The organism is Cecembia sp., assembly GCF_007126775.1.
In the GTDB taxonomy this organism is placed as follows: domain Bacteria; phylum Bacteroidota; class Bacteroidia; order Cytophagales; family Cyclobacteriaceae; genus Cecembia.
In genome coordinates, this window is the sequence record NZ_SLAP01000123.1 from 1 (window position 1) to 16,073 (window position 16,073).

Below are 16,073 nucleotides of genomic sequence, written 5' to 3' on the forward strand. Positions count from 1 at the left end.
AAAGCTTCTGTAGACACCATCTTTTCGGATCCTTCAAAGTCTGAAAAAATGGGTAAAAATATAAAAAAACTAGCCAAGCCTGAGGCGGCTAATGAAATTGTGAAAGCGATAGAAGGCATTCTTTTATGAATCTGAAGTCTTTACATAGCGTCCATTTCTTAGGTATCGGAGGTATCGGGATGAGTGCTTTGGCGAGGTGGTTTAACCACATCGGCGCCAAGGTTAGCGGTTACGACCGTACCCCTTCTCCTTTGACCGAAGCGCTTGAAGCCGAGGGCATGCTGATAACTTATCAAGATCAGATGGAGAATGTCCCTGCTGAAGTATTGGGAAATCCACCTGCTAGCTTGATCATTTGGACACCGGCTATGCCGAAGGATTCCATCCAGCTCAATTATTTTATTGATCATGGATTTAAGGTAAAAAAACGCGCAGAAGTACTGGGCATGATCACTTCGGGGATGCCTACTATTGCGGTGGCAGGAACCCACGGTAAGACCACCACTTCCTCCATGATTGCCCATTTGCTCAAGTCAGGCGGAAAAAATATTGCTGCATTCTTAGGAGGTCTTACGCAGAATTACAACAGTAATCTTATTCTCCATGATGAAAATGGTGCCGAAGTTACTGTGGTGGTGGAAGCAGATGAATTTGACAGGTCATTTTTGCACCTGCATCCCAATACGGCAGTACTGACCAGTGCCGATCCAGATCATTTGGATATTTATGGAAATGATAGCCTTATGATGGAAGGTTTTAGGGCATTTATCGCTTTACTTCCTGAAAACGGGAGGCTTTACATCCATCATAAGGCCTATGAAAAATTAGGTATTTCGAAGACTGCTGCTTTGAAGGTAAAGCAATATGGTAAGGACCAAGGTGAAATCAAAGCCGAAAACGTGCAGGCAATGCCTGGGTTTTTCCGTTTTGATTATCAAGATCAGAAACGAAGAATTGATGGTCTTAAACTGAGTATGCCTGGATTTCATAATGTAGAAAATGCCTTGGCAGCTATTGCTATTGCCTTGGATGAGGGATTGGAGACAGAAGTGATCCGTCAGGCTTTGACTTCCTACAAAGGGGTTAAGAGGAGGTTTGAAATTTGGGTTCAGGAGGAGGATAGGGTTTTTATAGATGATTATGCACATCACCCTGAAGAGATTAGGGCCTTTTTGACTTCGGTCAAAGCCATGTATCCTGGTAAAAAATTAACTGCGGTATTTCAGCCGCATTTATATACGAGAACAAGGGATTTTGCCGAGGGCTTTTCTGAAAGCCTTTCATTGGCAGACGAGGTCATTTTGCTGGATATCTATCCGGCAAGGGAACTCCCTATAGAGGGGGTAACAGCTTCCATGTTATTGGAAGGTATCCAAGCGCCACAAAAATCTTTGCAACGCAAAGAGGGTCTTTTGGATTACCTCAACAGCACAAAGGTGGAAGTTTTAGTGACAATAGGGGCAGGAGATATTGATAGATTGGTAGAACCGATTGCAAACTGGATGAAACAACATGAAAATCAGGTATAAAAAAGGCTTTTTATTCGGTATTCTCCTTTTGGTGTTGCTGGTATTCATCGGTTTCATTGAGAAAAAGAGTGCTGAGAGAAAACTATCTGGGATAGAAGTCCATGTCAAGGCGGTGAGCGATGTATATTTTGTTGACGAGAAAGATATCCTTAATGCTTTAAAAGGAGAATTTCCCCTTCTACAACCTGGGATTGCCTTTACGGAAATCAATCTTCATGATATTGAAAAGAAGGTAGAAAGCCATCCTTTCGTCAAGAATGCCGAAGTATTCGGAGACCAAAAGGGCAATTTGAAGGTAGAGATAGAGCAGCATGTTCCTTTGGCCAGGATCTCCCGTCCCAAGGCTGCTGATGGTTACATCTCTAAGGAAGGACTTATCCTGCCTACTTCTAACCATTATACTTCCCGTGTTTTAATCCTTTATGGCAATTATGCGGAAAAAATTCTGGAGATGAAGAATTTAGAGAAGGGTTATCCCGAGCTGATGGATCTGATCAGGTATATCTCTGAAGATCCTTTTTGGAGTGCCCAGATTACTGAACTGGAAATACCAAAAAAAGGAGATATCCGCATGTACCAACAGGTTGGTAAGCAGGTCATTGAATTTGGGGAGGCTGTGGATATTGAAGAAAAATTTAAGAAAATCAACCTGTTTTACGAAGAGATCCTCCCGAAGAAGGGATGGAATACTTACAGCAGGGTAAACATTAAATACAAAGGCCAGATTGTTTGTGAATAATTGATGATGCTATGGAAAACGACAAATTTATTGTAGGACTGGATATTGGAACTACCAAGATCTGTGCGGTGGTAGGCCGCAAAAACGAGTTTGGAAAACTTGAGGTATTGGGTATGGGTAAAGCCGTCTCTGATGGGGTTATTCGTGGTATTGTTACCAATATCGACAAGACGGTCAATGCCATCCAAAAGGCAGTGAGTGATGCTTCTGATATGGCAGAGGTGGACATTGCCAATGTAATTGTTGGTATTGCCGGTCAGCATATCAGAAGTACAGTACATCATGGTGCCATCATCAGGAACCCCAACCAGGATGAAATCACCATAGAGGATGTGCGCCGGTTAGCCAATGATATGGAGAATATTGTAGTCCCTCCGGGAAACACCATTATCCATGTCATGCCGCAGGATTATACAGTGGATTATGAAGACGGTATCAAAGACCCTGTAGGCATGTCCGGCTCTAAATTAGAAGCAGATTTCCACATCATCACTGCGCAAAGTACGGCCATTAATAACATCAACCGATGTGTTAAAAGAGCAGACCTGGTATCAAAAGACCTGATTCTTGAACCTTTGGCCAGTTCACTTTCCGTTCTGAGTGAAGAGGACAAAGAGGCTGGTGTCTGTTTGGTGGACATTGGTGGTGGAACCACAGATATAGCTATATTCTACGACAACATTATCCGGCATACAGCAGTCATCCCCTTGGGGGGCAACATCATCACTACGGATATCAAGGAAGGATGTATGGTGCTTCACAATCAGGCCGAACTTTTAAAGACCAAATTTGGAAGAGCCATAGCAGAGGAAGCCAATCCCAATGAAATCGTCTCTATTCCAGGTTTGAGGAACAGGCCGCCAAAAGAAATATCCATTAAGAATCTGGCAGCGATTATTCAGGCTAGAATGGAAGAAATCATAGAGCATGTACAAAATGAACTTGTTGCCAGTGGGCACTATAAAAAGCTTGCTGGGGGTATCGTATTGACAGGTGGAGGATCCATGCTTTCCGGAGTAGCTCAATTGTTTGAGTACATGACCGGATTGGATACAAGAATAGGATATCCCAATGAGCATTTGGGCAAATGTAAAGTTGATGAAATCAAAAGTCCCATGTATGCGACTTCTGTGGGCTTGGTCCTTGCCGGCTTCAAATCTTTTGATGAAAGGGAGGAGACTTATAGAAAACGCTACGAAACTGGAATGTACGTCAAAAATGACAATAAAGAGAAAAACAATGATTTGGCCTCAAATATATTCTCTAAAATGAGAATGAGATTAAAAGATATCATCACCAGTGATATCGGAGAAGATAATAATTACTAGGGCTTATCATACTGGGGAGATGATGGGCTGTGCCTTTCATTTCCCTCCTAATCATTTGAAAATTAAATTCACCAACATAATAAAACGTCAGATAACATGAAAGATTACCAATTTGATCTTCCCAAAAACCATAAATCAATCATCAAGGTGATTGGTGTAGGTGGGGGTGGTTCCAATGCTGTGAACCATATGTACAATCAAGGCATTAAAGATGTCGAGTTTGTAGTAGTAAATACAGATGCCCAGGCACTTAAAAGTAGTCCAGTACCATTAAGGCTGCAATTAGGCGCTAACTTAACAGAAGGCTTAGGTGCAGGAGCAAATCCTGAAAAAGGCAAAAATGCTGCCCTGGAAAGTAAGGAAGATATCCGTGAACTCCTCTCCGATAAGACCAAAATGGTATTTATCACAGCCGGAATGGGTGGAGGAACAGGTACGGGAGCAGCACCGGTTATTGCAAAAATTGCCAAGGATATGGATATTCTTACCGTGGGGATTGTGACAGCACCCTTCATTTTTGAAGGTAGAAAGAAAATGCAGGCAGCCCAGCATGGCATAGAAGCCCTGAGAGAAAGTTGTGATACAGTTTTGGTCATTCTAAACGATAAACTGAGAGAAATTTACGGAAATCTTGCCATTCGCTCTGCTTTTGCCAAGGCTGACAATGTATTGACTACTGCAGCAAAATCCATTGCAGAAATCATTACAGTTCACCAAGACGTCAATGTGGATTTTGAGGATGTCAAGACTGTAATGAAGGATGCCGGAGCTGCAGTCATGGGTTCTGCTTCAGAAGAAGGAGAAGGCAGGGCCATCAGGGCGGCAGAAAAAGCCATTGCGTCTCCCCTGCTGAATAATGTGGATATCAAAGGAGCCCAGAAAATTTTACTTTCGATCATGTCAGGAGAAGAAGATGAACTTTCTATGGATGAGTTGAGTGAAATCACTGAATATATCCAAGAGAGAGCAGGAGAAGATGCGGATGTGATTTTTGGTCAGGGTATTGATCAGGAATTGGGCAAAGCCATTAGGGTTACCGTAATTGCGACGGGGTTTAAAATGGACAAACTCACTTCTGATGGGCCTAAAAAGGAGATAAAAAGTGCAGCTCAGGAGGCTGAAGAGAATGATTCCGTAAAAAAAGTAATTGATCTGGAGTCAGGAAAAACTTCCAAAGTAGATCAGGATGCTGTATCAGAGGCGGGACAAACATTTACATTTACCTTCAGTAAGCCGCTTTTTACACCGGCCAATGATGAAAATACAGAGGAAGAAGCTTCAAAAATCAGCAATCAAAAGGAAATTGAACCTGTGAAATCTGTTCAGGTGGAGGATGAAGATGAAGAAGAGTTTGAATTTGTACCTGCTCAGCCTGAGACCAAAAAAGTAGTTTTTGAGTTGCCTTCAGAAAAAGAGGAAGCTCCTGAATTGCCAAAAACTGAAAAGCCCAAGCAAGAGCCGGTAGGGGTTTACAGCAATGATTATTATGAGCAACTAAGACAGAAGGCCATTCAAAAAGCATATGAGCGTTTTGAAAAATTAAAGAATATAAAGACCTATTCTCAATCTCCTGAGGAGTTTAAGGACAAATTGGAAACTCCTGCTTATATCCGCAAGCAAGTGAAATTATCGGATGTACAGCACAGTTCTGAAAGGAGCATTTCCAGATTTAATCTGACAGATGAGAATGAATTTTTGAAAAACAATAGGTTTTTACACGATAATGTTGATTGATTTATTAAAAATCAATCAACATTTCTGCCTGGGAGTGAAGCAATTCCATGTACAGCCTGTTGGTGAGCAGGTTATCTGACAAATTTTCCTCAATCTTAGCAAGTTTAGGTTTGAGGGCGAGTACATGCATCCCAAGGTAATGGAAGATGTCGGTGAGGTGGCTCAATGCGATGCCACCCCCGCCTATTCCAGAGGAGAGGCCCACCAAGGCACATTTTTTATTCCGAAAGGCATTGGGATAGGTCATCCCATCAATAAAGGATTTGAGAATTCCCGGAAAGGAGCCGTTGTATTCCGGAACGATAAACACAAACTTTTCTCCTGTTTTGACTTTTTCATGAAATAAATTGAAGGCAGCGTTTTTGCCATTGTTTTGGTATAGTGCAGAAAAGACAAAATCATGTGGCAAGTCCTTTAAATTCAGGATTTCTGATGGACTGCCTTTTTCTAAAAGTATTTTTTGGTAGAAAAGTGCTATGGTATGGGAGAGGGAATCAGGGCGATTGGTACTTACGATGATTTTGATCATATTGAGGCTGGTCTGTTTTATTTGAGAAATACTACAATGCCAAAAGTTAAATAGTTTCCGAATTGTTTAAATTTTATGGCCGAAAAGCCATTATTACTTAACTTAGGGAAAATTTTAGTTGTATGAGAGAAGAACCCCATATTCCCTACGAAGAGCAAATCCGTCATGCTTTTGAATACATACATCATAAGCATTCAGGTCCTTTAGAAATAGGCATTATCCTTGGAACCGGCTTGGGACAGTTGATACACAATATAGAATTGGTATTGGAAATTCCTTATGAGGAAATTCCTTTTTTTCCTGTTTCTACAGTAGAAAGCCATAAGGGCAAATTGATCATTGGAAAGCTTTCTGGTAAATGGGTACTTGCGATGCAGGGGCGTTTTCATTATTATGAAGGGTATTCCATGAAGCAAGTTACTTTCCCGGTCAGGGTGATGAAAATGTTGGGAATACATCAGCTATTTGTGTCCAATGCTGCCGGAGGCCTGAATCCTGATTATGGAATAGGGGAATTGATGATCATCAATGACCATATAGATTTATTTCCGGAAAACCCCCTAAGGGGGAATAACTTAGATCAATTTGGTGTCAGATTTCCCGATATGTCTGAACCTTATGATCTATCCCTGATACAACATGCCTTCAGCATAGCCAAAAACAATGGTTTACATGTTCATCAAGGGGTATATGCAGCTGTTCAGGGGCCCAACCTAGAGACAGAGGCTGAATACAAATACCTCCGCACAATCGGTGCAGACGCCATTGGTATGAGTACTATCCCCGAGGTGATTGTGGCCAGACATATGGAATTGCCGGTTTTTGCCATTTCTGCGATCACTGATTTATGTTCACCGGGAAATATCAAAAAAGTACGTATCGATGAAGTATTGGCAGCTGCTGCCATAGCTGAACCTGGGATGAGCTTGATCATCCGGGAGTTGGTAAAGCGGGTTTAAGGTTTAATGTTATGTTTAGAAAATTTTCAGTTACAGTCGAGTGAGAATTAGATAGTACATGGTACTTTGTACTATGTACAAAAGAAATTATGCTTCAGGAAGCCACGCAATATTTGAAAGATAAAACCTCATTTGTTCCGGAAACAGGTATCATTCTGGGTTCAGGGCTTGGTGGATTGGTGCATTATTTGGACATCAGGAACAGGTTTCCCTATGCAGAAATTCCCGGTTTCCCTGTTTCTACGGTCGAAGGCCATTCAGGGGAGTTGATTTTTGCATACTTAAACGGTCAGGCCTTGTTAGTAATGAATGGTCGCTTCCATTATTACGAAGGTTATGGTATGGAAACGGTGGTTTTCCCCATTAGGGTGATGCACCTTATGGGTGTAAAGCGGCTGATAATAACCAATGCTGCAGGAGGGCTCAATCCGGATTTCGAAGTAGGGGATATCATGCTGATTGAAGACATCATCAGCCTTTTACCTGATAACCCTTTAAGGGGGACAAATAAAGAAAGTTTAGGGCCTAGATTTTCTGAAATGTCTGCTCCTTTCGACCTTGATTGGATGGCCAAGGTGAATCAGGCAGCAACAAAATTAGAGATAGATTTAAAAAAAGGCGTATATATCGGTGTGCAGGGGCCTAAATTGGAGAGTAGGGCAGAAATTCATTATTTGCGGATGATAGGAGGGGATGCCGTGGGCATGAGTACCGTACCTGAGGTAATTGCTGCCAGGCATATGGGGATAAAAGTATTGGCTTTTTCTGTGATCACCAATGAGAGTATTCCTAAGGTCTCCAAAATATTTACCCATGAAGAAGTGGTGGCGGTAGCGAAAAAGGCAGGGGAAAAGTTGGTAAGCTTGGTAAGGGGGGTGATTTAAACTTCTTCTCAAACCCAGCAAATTTCAAATTTTTGAACAAAAATTGCATTTTTTTCGGACAGATACTGTCCAAAACCCAAAAATACCCTGTACTGGGTATTTTTTTTATAAAAACTAAACCCTATTTTGAAATCGAGTCAAAAAAGACGACCCTAATTTATTCGCGGAAGTGTAATTTTTCAAAGGAGCTAATGAATCTCCCTCTGGTCGATTTGAAAACGCAAACTCAAATTTTATTTCCTCTGTAAACCTTGAGGAATCTGTCAAAGTAAAGTAATCTCCTTTTTTCAAGAATTTACACCATTCTTTCAATACTTTTTTTAAAGCCGATGTCGGAAATCTTGCACGTCGAATTCAGGTTTTCGATAAAACTTAAAGCTTTGATTGTAATTTCGGGACTTGGCGGGCCTTGTCTTTAAAATTGTGAAAAATAATCGCTGATCAAGTCAAAATCAAAGTCATTTGTATTTTATCTTTTTTACTCATTCGTTAAATGTTATCATCAAATCCAGGATCATAATTTCCTGACCACCTTACAGGGGCTTCCCATTGCCAAACAGTTATCGGGGATGTCCTTTGTGACCAAAGAACCTGCGCCTATGGTTACATTATTTCCAATAGTTACCCCCGGCATAATCAAGGTGTTGCCTCCGATCCAGGCATTGTCTCCGATATGTACGGCTTTTGTCAGAGTCAAATACCTTTCCTCTGGATCTGCTACAATTCTTTCATGGGCAGCCAATGGGTGGGATGCCGTATAGATCTGTACATTAGGACCTATTAATCCATTCTTTCCGACAGTGATCGAGTTGTCGTCTAAAAATAGGCAATTGAAGTTTAAGAAAGTATTTTTCCCAAGTTTGATATTTTGGCCATAATCACAATAAAAAGGTGCTTCAATCCATACACCATCTCCAACTTCCCCCAACAATTGATGAAGGATTTCAGATTTCCTTTCAAAATTCCTTGAACTAAGTTGATTGAATTCAAGCATCAGCTCCCTAGCCAAATGATACCTTTCCAAGAGTTCAGGGTCTCTGCTATTGTACACCTCTCCGGTGAGCATTTTTTCTTTCTCCGATTTAGCCATCACCTTAGTAATTTGCGCAAAAAAAAGTTCTTTCGAGATTTCCTTGAAAGAACTTTTTGAGCTTTGGGCTTTTCAAACAGTCATGATTTCTGCTTCTTTTTTTGTAAGCAGTTCATCAATTTTTGTGGAATATTTATCTGTAAGTTTCTGTACGGTATCTTCTGCCCGCTTCACCTCATCTTCGGGTGCTCCATCTTTCTGAAGTTTTCTCAAAGACTCGTTGATGTCTTTTCTCACCGTTCTAATGGAGATTTTACCATTTTCGGTTTCCTGCTTGGCCTGCTTTACCAATAGTTTTCTTCTTTCTTCTGTTAAAGGTGGGATTGTCAGAATGATCAGTTCCCCATTATTCTGTGGAGCCAGCCCAAGGTCTGAGTTGATGATGGACCTTTCGATTTCACTGATCAGGGTTTTTTCCCAGGGTTTGATGGCAAGGGTTCTTGCATCCGGAGTGGTAACAGAGGCCACCTGCTGCAAAGGAGTAGGGGCACCATAATATTGTACCATAATGCCTTCAACCAAATTTGGCATGGCTTTGCCGGCTCTGATTTTCACCAGTTCGGCTGCGGTGTGATTTACCGCTTTCTGCATCATTTCTTTCGCTTCTTCCAGGTATAATTGAATCTCTTCCATGTGCTTCTGGATTAATTTGAAGTTATTAAAGTTCCTATTTCTTCTCCCGCGACAATTTTTTGCAAATTACCGGGTTTGTTCATATCAAATACCACAATCGGCAGATGGTTTTCCTGACAAAGGGTGAAGGCGGTCATATCCATAATGTTCAGGTTTCTTTCGTAGGCCTCCTGAAAGGAAAGCACGCTGTATTTTGTGGCAGTTTTGTCTTTTTCAGGATCTGCCGTATAAACCCCATCTACCCTTGTACCTTTCAATACCACATCGGCTTCTATTTCTATGGCCCGCAGGCTTGCTGTGGAATCGGTTGTAAAATAAGGGTTGCCAATTCCAGCCCCGAAAATCACTATCCTTCCTTTTTCCAAATGCCTGATGGCACGCCTTCTTATAAATGGCTCACAGACACTTTCCACCTTAATACCTGACATGAGACGGGTAAACATGCCATTTTGTTCCAAGGCACTTTGAAGTGCCATGGCATTGATCAGGGTGGCCAACATCCCCATATAATCTCCCTGTACCCTATCTATTCCGGTTTTTTCGGCCTGAACACCCCTGAAAATATTGCCTCCTCCAATTACGATGGCAACTTCTACCCCAAGATCCTTTACTTTTTTGATTTCCTGAGCATACTGTTCAAGCCTGTTGGAATCTATACCGTAGCTATTTTCCCCCATTAAGGCTTCACCACTCAATTTCAGCAATATTCTGTTGTATTTCATTGTAGGTATTGATGTTTGAAATAGGTGTTCTCTTCCTTTATTTACTATTGTTAAATCCGTCAAATATAAAGCCTTCCTCAGGAAATGTGAAAAGTTGCTACCTTAAAATTGGATCAAAACCTGATTTTTTTCCACGCTGTCCCCTTTATTCACTTTGATATGTTTCACAATGCCCTCACCGGGAGATTTTATGATATTTTCCATTTTCATGGCCTCCAAAATCAAAACAGGCTCACCTTTTTTCACTTCCTGTCCCTCCTTTACCTGAATGTCAAAGATCAGTCCCGGCATAGGTGCTTTGATATCCTTGGCCCTGTTCTGTTGCAGGTTATTCATGCCCAGTTTTTCCAATAAAAGATCAAATCTGTCCTTGAGTAATATTGTGCAGGGCCTGTTGTTCAATTTGAGCTTCACCTGTTTTATGGCGCTGTCTACTTCTACAACCTCCAGTTTGTAGGATTGCTCTTTATAAATAACTAGAAAGTGCCTGTCTCGGACTTTTGAAATCGTCCATTCAAGAATATTGCCGTTGACCAGAAAATGTGTTTCGGACTTTTCTACCTCAAATACGGAATTTTTAATGCTTGCTGAATACATTTCTATTATTTTGCGCTAAGATATAGGATAAATCTTTAAAAACCATTTTCATGAAAGTCTGGAAGTCTGCGCTTATTTTGATGTTGGCTGTATTTGTTTTTTGGTCTTGCCAAAGTTCCAAAACCGTCCTTAATGAACAGGAAAGGGCAGAAGATGATTTTCCCTTAGTGGATACAGCTGCATTATTGGAATCTGAACGATCGGAATTGATACAGCATCTGGAGTATAAAATAGAAGCTTATCAGGCCAGCAGGCAAAGAGACTTTGACCTTTTGCATACAGCTTTGGATCTGAAGTTTGACTATGAAAATGAATGGGTACTGGGAACTGCCGAATTGATCCTGAAGCCCCACTTTTTTCCGCAGCAGGAGTTGGTCTTGGATGCCAAAGATTTTGATGTTCACCAGTATGAATTATTGACTGATACTGGAGATCAGGCGCTTAACTTCAGGTATAACGGCAAAAAACTCACCGCCTACTTGCCTTCTGCTTATACCCGTGAAGACACCATTAGGGTCAGGATTAAATATACAGCCAAGCCGAATGAAAATGCGGGAGGGGGAAGTAGAGCCATCACTGATACCAAAGGATTATATTTTATCAACCCCAGGGGAGAGGAAGCCAACAAGCCTACACAGATTTGGACACAGGGGGAGACCGAACACAATTCAAAGTGGTTTCCCACCATAGATACGCCCAATGAAAGAGGTACCCAGGAAATCAAATTGACAGTGGATGCCAAATACAGGACACTTAGCAATGGCCTGCTTCAGGGCAGCATTGACAATGGAGATGGTACGCGAAGCGATACTTGGCTAATGGACCTTCCCCATGCACCTTATTTGGCGGCGATCGTTGTAGGTGATTTTGTCGAAATAAAGGATGAGTGGGAGGGTATGCAGGTCAATTATTATGTGGAGAAAGAATTTGAAGAAGGGGCCAAAAAGGTCTTTGCCCATACTCCTGAGATGATTGGATTTTTTTCTGAACGCTTGGGGGTACCTTATCCTTGGCAGCGATATGACCAGGTTGTGGTCAGGGATTTTGTATCAGGGGCTATGGAGAATACTACCATTTCTATATTCATGGAACAGCTCAACCTGAATGAGCGGGAGGCCATTGATTCAGAGTGGGACAGCATTATTGCACACGAGTTGTTCCATCAATGGTTTGGTAATTATGTGACCAATGAATCTTGGGCCAATCTGACTTTAAATGAAGCATTTGGGAATTATGCTGAATACCTTTGGTATGAACATAAAAATGGAAAGGATGATGCAGACATGCACCAAGTTGCCGAGATGGAGCAGTATTTTGATGAAGCCTTGGAAAAGCAGGAGGACCTTGTACGGTTTTACCATAAGGATGGAGAGGACATGTTTGACAGCCATTCCTATGCCAAAGGAGGTAGGATATTGCATATGCTCAGAAGGCACCTTGGAGATGATGCATTTTTTGCATCTTTGAATTATTATTTGGAGAATCATGCTTTCAGTGCGGTGGAGGTTCATGACCTGCGCCTTGCATTTGAGGCAGTGACCGGGATGGACTTAAATTGGTATTTCAACCAATGGTTTCTGGCATCGGGCCATCCCATATTGGAATATGAAGTGGATTACAGTCAACCCGAAAACCTCTTATTAACGATTGCGCAGAGACAGGATTTTAGCACAACACCTTTATATAAGATACCTTTTAAAGTAAGTTGGTATTCGGGAGGCGAAAGGTATGAGAAAGAGTTGGTATTAGATAAATCCTGGCAGCAGTTTGCCATAGTGAACAATGTTCCGGTTACAGCATTGTATGTAGACGAGGCCAAAGAGATTTTGGCTGAAAAGCGTACTTTAAGAGGAAGGCAGCATTTTATCCAACAATACGAAAATTCCAAACTAGGTGTGGCAAGGTATGAGGCCTTGGACAGTCTTTCTTCTTATTATGGAGAAGACCCGGATGTAGCGCCTTTGATCGGAAAAGGTTTAGGTGATGATTTCTGGGCGGTCCGTGAGTTGGCCATTATGAAAATATCTCAGCACCCGGAGTGGATATTAGCCATTGAAAATTTGGAGGAAAGGCTATTTGAAATTGCAGAAAATGACCCTAAGAACACTGTCAGGCTGGGGGCCATTGAGCTTTTGTCCTTGATTGATGGGGACAAATATTCTCCCGCCTTTCAGCGTTGGTTAAATGACCCTTCCTATTATGTGGCTGGGGCTGCCTTAAGTGCCTACCTTGAAGAACCAAATAATAAAAACAGGGATGAAATAGCCTCAAGGTTTGAGTCAGAGCGCAATATCCGCATGATAGTGGCTTTGGCAGATTATTATATTGCTGAAGAGATGGAAGGAAAGGGAAAATGGTTTCATGAAAAATTGGATTTACTTACTGGACAGTCTTTGTACTATTTTTTAGGATACTATGGAGATTATTTCGCGAAACTTCCAGGTGAAGGTTCGGACAAGGCCATTGAAAGGCTGCAGGGTCTTGCGGGAAATCACAATGCCAATTATGTGAGGATTGCCGCATTTATGGGGCTATTTGCTTTTATAGATGAACCTGGACTTGTGGCAAAAGCGAAAGCGATATGGACTGAGGAACAGGACGAAATGGCCAAGCGGTACATGGAATTTTTCCTATCCTCTTATCTTGATGAAAATTAATGCCTTGATTTTTATCTAATTAATTGGTGGTCCGAAAAAATACCTTGAAAATTTTTGACAATATTTTGAATGTTTAGGAAAAGGGTATAATTTTGCCATCCGTTAAGAATACAAAAACCTTTGGGTCACAGTTGTTTTTGACGAAAAATCAGTTTGGGGGAATACCAAAGCGGCCAACTGGGACGGACTGTAAATCCGTTGACTTATGTCTTCACAGGTTCGAATCCTGTTTCCCCCACGACTTAAATGAAAGTTTCTGAGAGGAAACATAAGTTCAAAAGCGGGAGTAGCTCAGTTGGTAGAGCGGCAGCCTTCCAAGCTGCAGGTCGCGGGTTCGAGCCTCGTCTCCCGCTCTATGCTTTTATGGCATATTAGTGTTATTAGCCGACGTAGCTCAGTGGTAGAGTACTTCCTTGGTAAGGAAGGGGTCACGGGTTCAAATCCCGTCGTTGGCTCTGAAACATTGAAAAATTTAACTAATTCATATCTTTAACTAAAACAGAGGATTTTCACGCATGGCAAAAGCAACCTTTGACCGTTCCAAACCGCACGTTAACATCGGTACGATTGGTCACGTAGACCATGGAAAGACAACTTTGACTGCTGCCATTACTACAGTTTTGGCCAAAAAAGGTCTTTCTGAATTAAGAGATTTCTCTTCTATCGACAACGCTCCAGAAGAAAAAGAAAGAGGTATCACCATCAACACATCTCACGTTGAGTATCAGACTGAAAAAAGACACTACGCACACGTAGATTGTCCTGGTCACGCTGATTACGTGAAGAACATGGTTACTGGTGCTGCACAGATGGACGGCGCTATCCTTGTGGTAGCTGCTACTGATGGCCCAATGCCACAGACAAGAGAGCACATCCTACTTGCCCGTCAGGTTGGTGTACCAGCTCTTGTAGTATTTTTGAATAAAGTCGACATGGTCGATGATCCTGAGCTACTTGAACTTGTAGAAATGGAAGTAAGAGAATTGCTTTCTTTCTATGATTTTGATGGCGACAATATTCCAGTAATCGCAGGATCTGCACTTGGTGCACTTAATGGTGAAACCAAGTGGGAAGATACTGTAATGGAATTGATGAATGCAGTTGATGAGCACATTCCACTTCCTGAGCGTTTGATCGACAAGGATTTCTTGATGCCTGTTGAGGACGTATTCTCTATTACTGGTCGTGGTACAGTAGCTACTGGTAGAATTGAGAGAGGTGTTATCAACTCAGGTGACCCCGTTGACATTATCGGTATGGGTGCACAAGGTTTGAAATCAACCGTTACTGGTGTAGAGATGTTCCGTAAGATCCTTGACAGGGGTGAAGCTGGTGACAACGTAGGTTTGTTGCTTAGAGGTATTGAAAAATCTCAGATCAGAAGAGGTATGATTATCTGTAAGCCTGGTTCTGTGACTCCCCACGCTCACTTCAAAGCTGAAGTTTACGTTCTTTCTAAAGAAGAAGGTGGCCGTCATACGCCATTCTTCAACAAGTACCGTCCTCAATTCTATTTGAGAACTACGGATGTTACCGGCGAAATCAAACTTCCTGAGAATGTGGAAATGGTGATGCCAGGTGATAACGTTACTATCGAAGTGAACTTGCTGAATGCAGTTGCACTTGAAAAAGGTCTACGTTTTGCGATCCGTGAGGGTGGTAGAACAGTAGGAGCCGGTCAGGTAACTGAAATTTTAGACTAATCATTGCGATTGATATAATCCAAATGCGATCCCGAAGATTTTTGGGGTCGCATTTGTTTCTTATCCCTATTCTAACTACTTTTGCGTTCCTTTTGGGAACCAAAATTTCTACGGGCATAGTTCAATGGTAGAATAGCGGTCTCCAAAACCGTTGATGGGAGTTCGAATCTCTCTGCCCGTGCAAATAATGATGTAAACCATGAATATAAAAAGTTTTGTCATCGAATCCATTGATGAAATGAAAAACAAGGTCACATGGCCTACCTATTCATTTCTTCAGAACAGTGCCGTGTTGGTAATTGTAGCTTCATTGATCTTTGCGCTTGTCATAGGTGTTATTGATCTTGGATTCGAAAATCTGATGAAGTGGTTTTACGATTTGTTTTAATCGAAGATTAATAATTACTGATGGCTGAACACAAGTGGTACGTACTTAGGGTGGTAGCTGGACAAGAGAAGAAGGCCAAGTCTTACTTGGACAACGAAATTGTCAGGGCTAAGCTTCAGGAATACATTCCTGAAGTCTTGATACCTTCCGAAAAAGTTTACGAAATGCGTAATGGCAAAAAGAGGGTCAGGGAGAGGAATTTCTTTCCAGGTTATGTTTTAGTCAATGCGGATTTAAGCCATGGTGAGGCCAATCACGTGATTACGAGTATCCCGGGTGTTATCGGTTTCTTAGGTTCAAACCAAGGGGGGGCTTCCAAAACCCCTGAGCCATTACGTCAATCAGAGGTCAACAGGATTTTAGGCCGTGTTGAAGAGATTGATGAGTTTGCGGAGAAATTAGACACGCCATTTATAGTTGGAGAGACCGTAAAAGTAATGGACGGTCCTTTCAGTGGTTTCTCGGGGACAATAGAAGAGGTGTTTGAAGACAAGAAGAAGCTAAACGTTATGGTGAAGATCTTCGGTCGGAATACGCCTGTCGAATTAAACTTTATACAAGTAGAAAAACAAGATTAAGAA

The 16,073-nt window shown here is 41.7% G+C and carries 15 protein-coding genes and 4 tRNA genes; 14 read left to right on the forward strand and 5 right to left on the reverse strand.

Features of this window, described 5'->3' with window-relative positions:
• Positions 1–125: 125 nt before the first annotated feature.
• From murC to ftsZ, 4 genes are all read left to right on the forward strand, one after another.
• Positions 126–1,529: a UDP-N-acetylmuramate--L-alanine ligase gene (gene murC, locus QZT73_RS08310; RefSeq protein ID WP_291779238.1), complete on the forward strand. Its 1,404-nt coding sequence runs from the start codon at positions 126–128 to the stop codon at positions 1,527–1,529.
• Positions 1,513–2,268 (forward strand): cell division protein, encoded by a 756-nt coding sequence (locus QZT73_RS08315; protein ID WP_291779241.1) that lies wholly within the window; start codon positions 1,513–1,515, stop codon positions 2,266–2,268. Before murC ends, QZT73_RS08315 begins: the two co-directional genes overlap by 17 nt.
• Positions 2,269–2,279: 11 nt before the next feature.
• Positions 2,280–3,596: a cell division protein FtsA gene (gene ftsA / locus QZT73_RS08320; RefSeq protein WP_291779244.1), complete on the forward strand. Its 1,317-nt coding sequence runs from the start codon at positions 2,280–2,282 to the stop codon at positions 3,594–3,596.
• Between the two features lie 96 nt (positions 3,597–3,692).
• The gene (gene ftsZ, locus QZT73_RS08325) at positions 3,693–5,330 is read left to right on the forward strand and encodes a cell division protein FtsZ (protein WP_291787634.1); all 1,638 of its coding nucleotides are present in this window, start codon (positions 3,693–3,695) and stop codon (positions 5,328–5,330) included.
• 4 nt (positions 5,331–5,334) lie between these two features.
• Here the strand turns inward: ftsZ and QZT73_RS08330 are convergent, their stop codons facing one another.
• Positions 5,335–5,859 carry an NAD(P)H-dependent oxidoreductase gene (locus tag QZT73_RS08330; protein ID WP_291787636.1) on the reverse strand — a complete coding sequence of 175 codons (525 nt, stop codon included), beginning with the start codon at positions 5,857–5,859 and terminating at the stop codon, positions 5,335–5,337.
• A 122-nt stretch (positions 5,860–5,981) separates the two neighbouring features.
• Between QZT73_RS08330 and QZT73_RS08335 the strand changes: the two genes are divergently transcribed.
• Both QZT73_RS08335 and QZT73_RS08340 read left to right on the forward strand, forming a co-directional pair.
• The gene (locus QZT73_RS08335; RefSeq protein ID WP_291787638.1) at positions 5,982–6,818 is read left to right on the forward strand and encodes a purine-nucleoside phosphorylase; all 837 of its coding nucleotides are present in this window, start codon (positions 5,982–5,984) and stop codon (positions 6,816–6,818) included.
• Positions 6,819–6,907: 89 nt separating this feature from the next.
• Complete coding sequence (locus tag QZT73_RS08340) at positions 6,908–7,702, forward strand: purine-nucleoside phosphorylase (protein ID WP_291779255.1); 795 nt, start codon at positions 6,908–6,910, stop codon at positions 7,700–7,702.
• A 514-nt stretch (positions 7,703–8,216) separates the two neighbouring features.
• On the opposite strand, the gene QZT73_RS08345 is transcribed toward QZT73_RS08340, so the two are convergent.
• The 4 genes from QZT73_RS08345 to QZT73_RS08360 all read right to left on the reverse strand — a co-directional run bounded on the left by QZT73_RS08345 (position 8,217) and on the right by QZT73_RS08360 (position 10,744).
• Positions 8,217–8,792: a sugar O-acetyltransferase gene (locus QZT73_RS08345; RefSeq protein WP_291779258.1), complete on the reverse strand. Its 576-nt coding sequence runs from the start codon at positions 8,790–8,792 to the stop codon at positions 8,217–8,219.
• A 72-nt stretch (positions 8,793–8,864) separates the two neighbouring features.
• A complete protein-coding gene (frr, locus tag QZT73_RS08350; protein WP_291779261.1) occupies positions 8,865–9,425 on the reverse strand; it encodes a ribosome recycling factor in 561 nt (186 codons plus the stop codon).
• Between the two features lie 11 nt (positions 9,426–9,436).
• Positions 9,437–10,147, reverse strand: a complete 711-nt coding sequence (gene pyrH / locus QZT73_RS08355; RefSeq protein WP_291779264.1) for a UMP kinase — start codon at positions 10,145–10,147, stop codon at positions 9,437–9,439.
• A gap of 102 nt (positions 10,148–10,249) precedes the next feature.
• Positions 10,250–10,744: an acetyl-CoA carboxylase biotin carboxyl carrier protein subunit gene (locus QZT73_RS08360; RefSeq protein ID WP_291779267.1), complete on the reverse strand. Its 495-nt coding sequence runs from the start codon at positions 10,742–10,744 to the stop codon at positions 10,250–10,252.
• 50 nt (positions 10,745–10,794) lie between these two features.
• Here QZT73_RS08360 and QZT73_RS08365 point away from each other — a divergent pair, with 50 nt between their 5' ends.
• The 8 genes from QZT73_RS08365 (at position 10,795) to nusG (ending at position 16,070) form a co-directional block, all read left to right on the forward strand.
• Entirely contained in the window at positions 10,795–13,401 is a 2,607-nt protein-coding gene (locus tag QZT73_RS08365; RefSeq protein WP_291787640.1) for a M1 family metallopeptidase, read from the forward strand.
• 155 nt (positions 13,402–13,556) lie between these two features.
• Positions 13,557–13,639 (forward strand) — tRNA-Tyr (locus QZT73_RS08370).
• Between the two features lie 42 nt (positions 13,640–13,681).
• Positions 13,682–13,754: transfer RNA gene (locus QZT73_RS08375), tRNA-Gly, on the forward strand.
• Between the two features lie 30 nt (positions 13,755–13,784).
• Positions 13,785–13,856 (forward strand) — tRNA-Thr (locus QZT73_RS08380).
• A gap of 60 nt (positions 13,857–13,916) precedes the next feature.
• Positions 13,917–15,104: an elongation factor Tu gene (tuf, locus tag QZT73_RS08385; protein WP_291779274.1), complete on the forward strand. Its 1,188-nt coding sequence runs from the start codon at positions 13,917–13,919 to the stop codon at positions 15,102–15,104.
• A 110-nt stretch (positions 15,105–15,214) separates the two neighbouring features.
• A tRNA-Trp gene (locus QZT73_RS08390) sits at positions 15,215–15,285 on the forward strand.
• Positions 15,286–15,303: 18 nt separating this feature from the next.
• Positions 15,304–15,492 carry a preprotein translocase subunit SecE gene (gene secE / locus QZT73_RS08395; RefSeq protein ID WP_291779277.1) on the forward strand — a complete coding sequence of 63 codons (189 nt, stop codon included), beginning with the start codon at positions 15,304–15,306 and terminating at the stop codon, positions 15,490–15,492.
• A 20-nt stretch (positions 15,493–15,512) separates the two neighbouring features.
• Positions 15,513–16,070 carry a transcription termination/antitermination protein NusG gene (gene nusG / locus QZT73_RS08400; protein ID WP_291779281.1) on the forward strand — a complete coding sequence of 186 codons (558 nt, stop codon included), beginning with the start codon at positions 15,513–15,515 and terminating at the stop codon, positions 16,068–16,070.
• Positions 16,071–16,073 lie beyond the last annotated feature (3 nt).

Coding starts and splice junctions, on each gene's coding strand:
- murC (WP_291779238.1), top strand. CDS start 126: ATGAATCTGAAGTCTTTACATAGCGTCCATTTCTTAGGTATCGGAGGT.
- QZT73_RS08315 (WP_291779241.1), top strand. CDS start 1,513: ATGAAAATCAGGTATAAAAAAGGCTTTTTATTCGGTATTCTCCTTTTG.
- ftsA (WP_291779244.1), top strand. CDS start 2,280: ATGGAAAACGACAAATTTATTGTAGGACTGGATATTGGAACTACCAAG.
- ftsZ (WP_291787634.1), top strand. CDS start 3,693: ATGAAAGATTACCAATTTGATCTTCCCAAAAACCATAAATCAATCATC.
- QZT73_RS08330 (WP_291787636.1), bottom strand. CDS start 5,859: ATGATCAAAATCATCGTAAGTACCAATCGCCCTGATTCCCTCTCCCAT.
- QZT73_RS08335 (WP_291787638.1), top strand. CDS start 5,982: ATGAGAGAAGAACCCCATATTCCCTACGAAGAGCAAATCCGTCATGCT.
- QZT73_RS08340 (WP_291779255.1), top strand. CDS start 6,908: ATGCTTCAGGAAGCCACGCAATATTTGAAAGATAAAACCTCATTTGTT.
- QZT73_RS08345 (WP_291779258.1), bottom strand. CDS start 8,792: ATGGCTAAATCGGAGAAAGAAAAAATGCTCACCGGAGAGGTGTACAAT.
- frr (WP_291779261.1), bottom strand. CDS start 9,425: ATGGAAGAGATTCAATTATACCTGGAAGAAGCGAAAGAAATGATGCAG.
- pyrH (WP_291779264.1), bottom strand. CDS start 10,147: ATGAAATACAACAGAATATTGCTGAAATTGAGTGGTGAAGCCTTAATG.
- QZT73_RS08360 (WP_291779267.1), bottom strand. CDS start 10,744: ATGTATTCAGCAAGCATTAAAAATTCCGTATTTGAGGTAGAAAAGTCC.
- QZT73_RS08365 (WP_291787640.1), top strand. CDS start 10,795: ATGAAAGTCTGGAAGTCTGCGCTTATTTTGATGTTGGCTGTATTTGTT.
- tuf (WP_291779274.1), top strand. CDS start 13,917: ATGGCAAAAGCAACCTTTGACCGTTCCAAACCGCACGTTAACATCGGT.
- secE (WP_291779277.1), top strand. CDS start 15,304: ATGAATATAAAAAGTTTTGTCATCGAATCCATTGATGAAATGAAAAAC.
- nusG (WP_291779281.1), top strand. CDS start 15,513: ATGGCTGAACACAAGTGGTACGTACTTAGGGTGGTAGCTGGACAAGAG.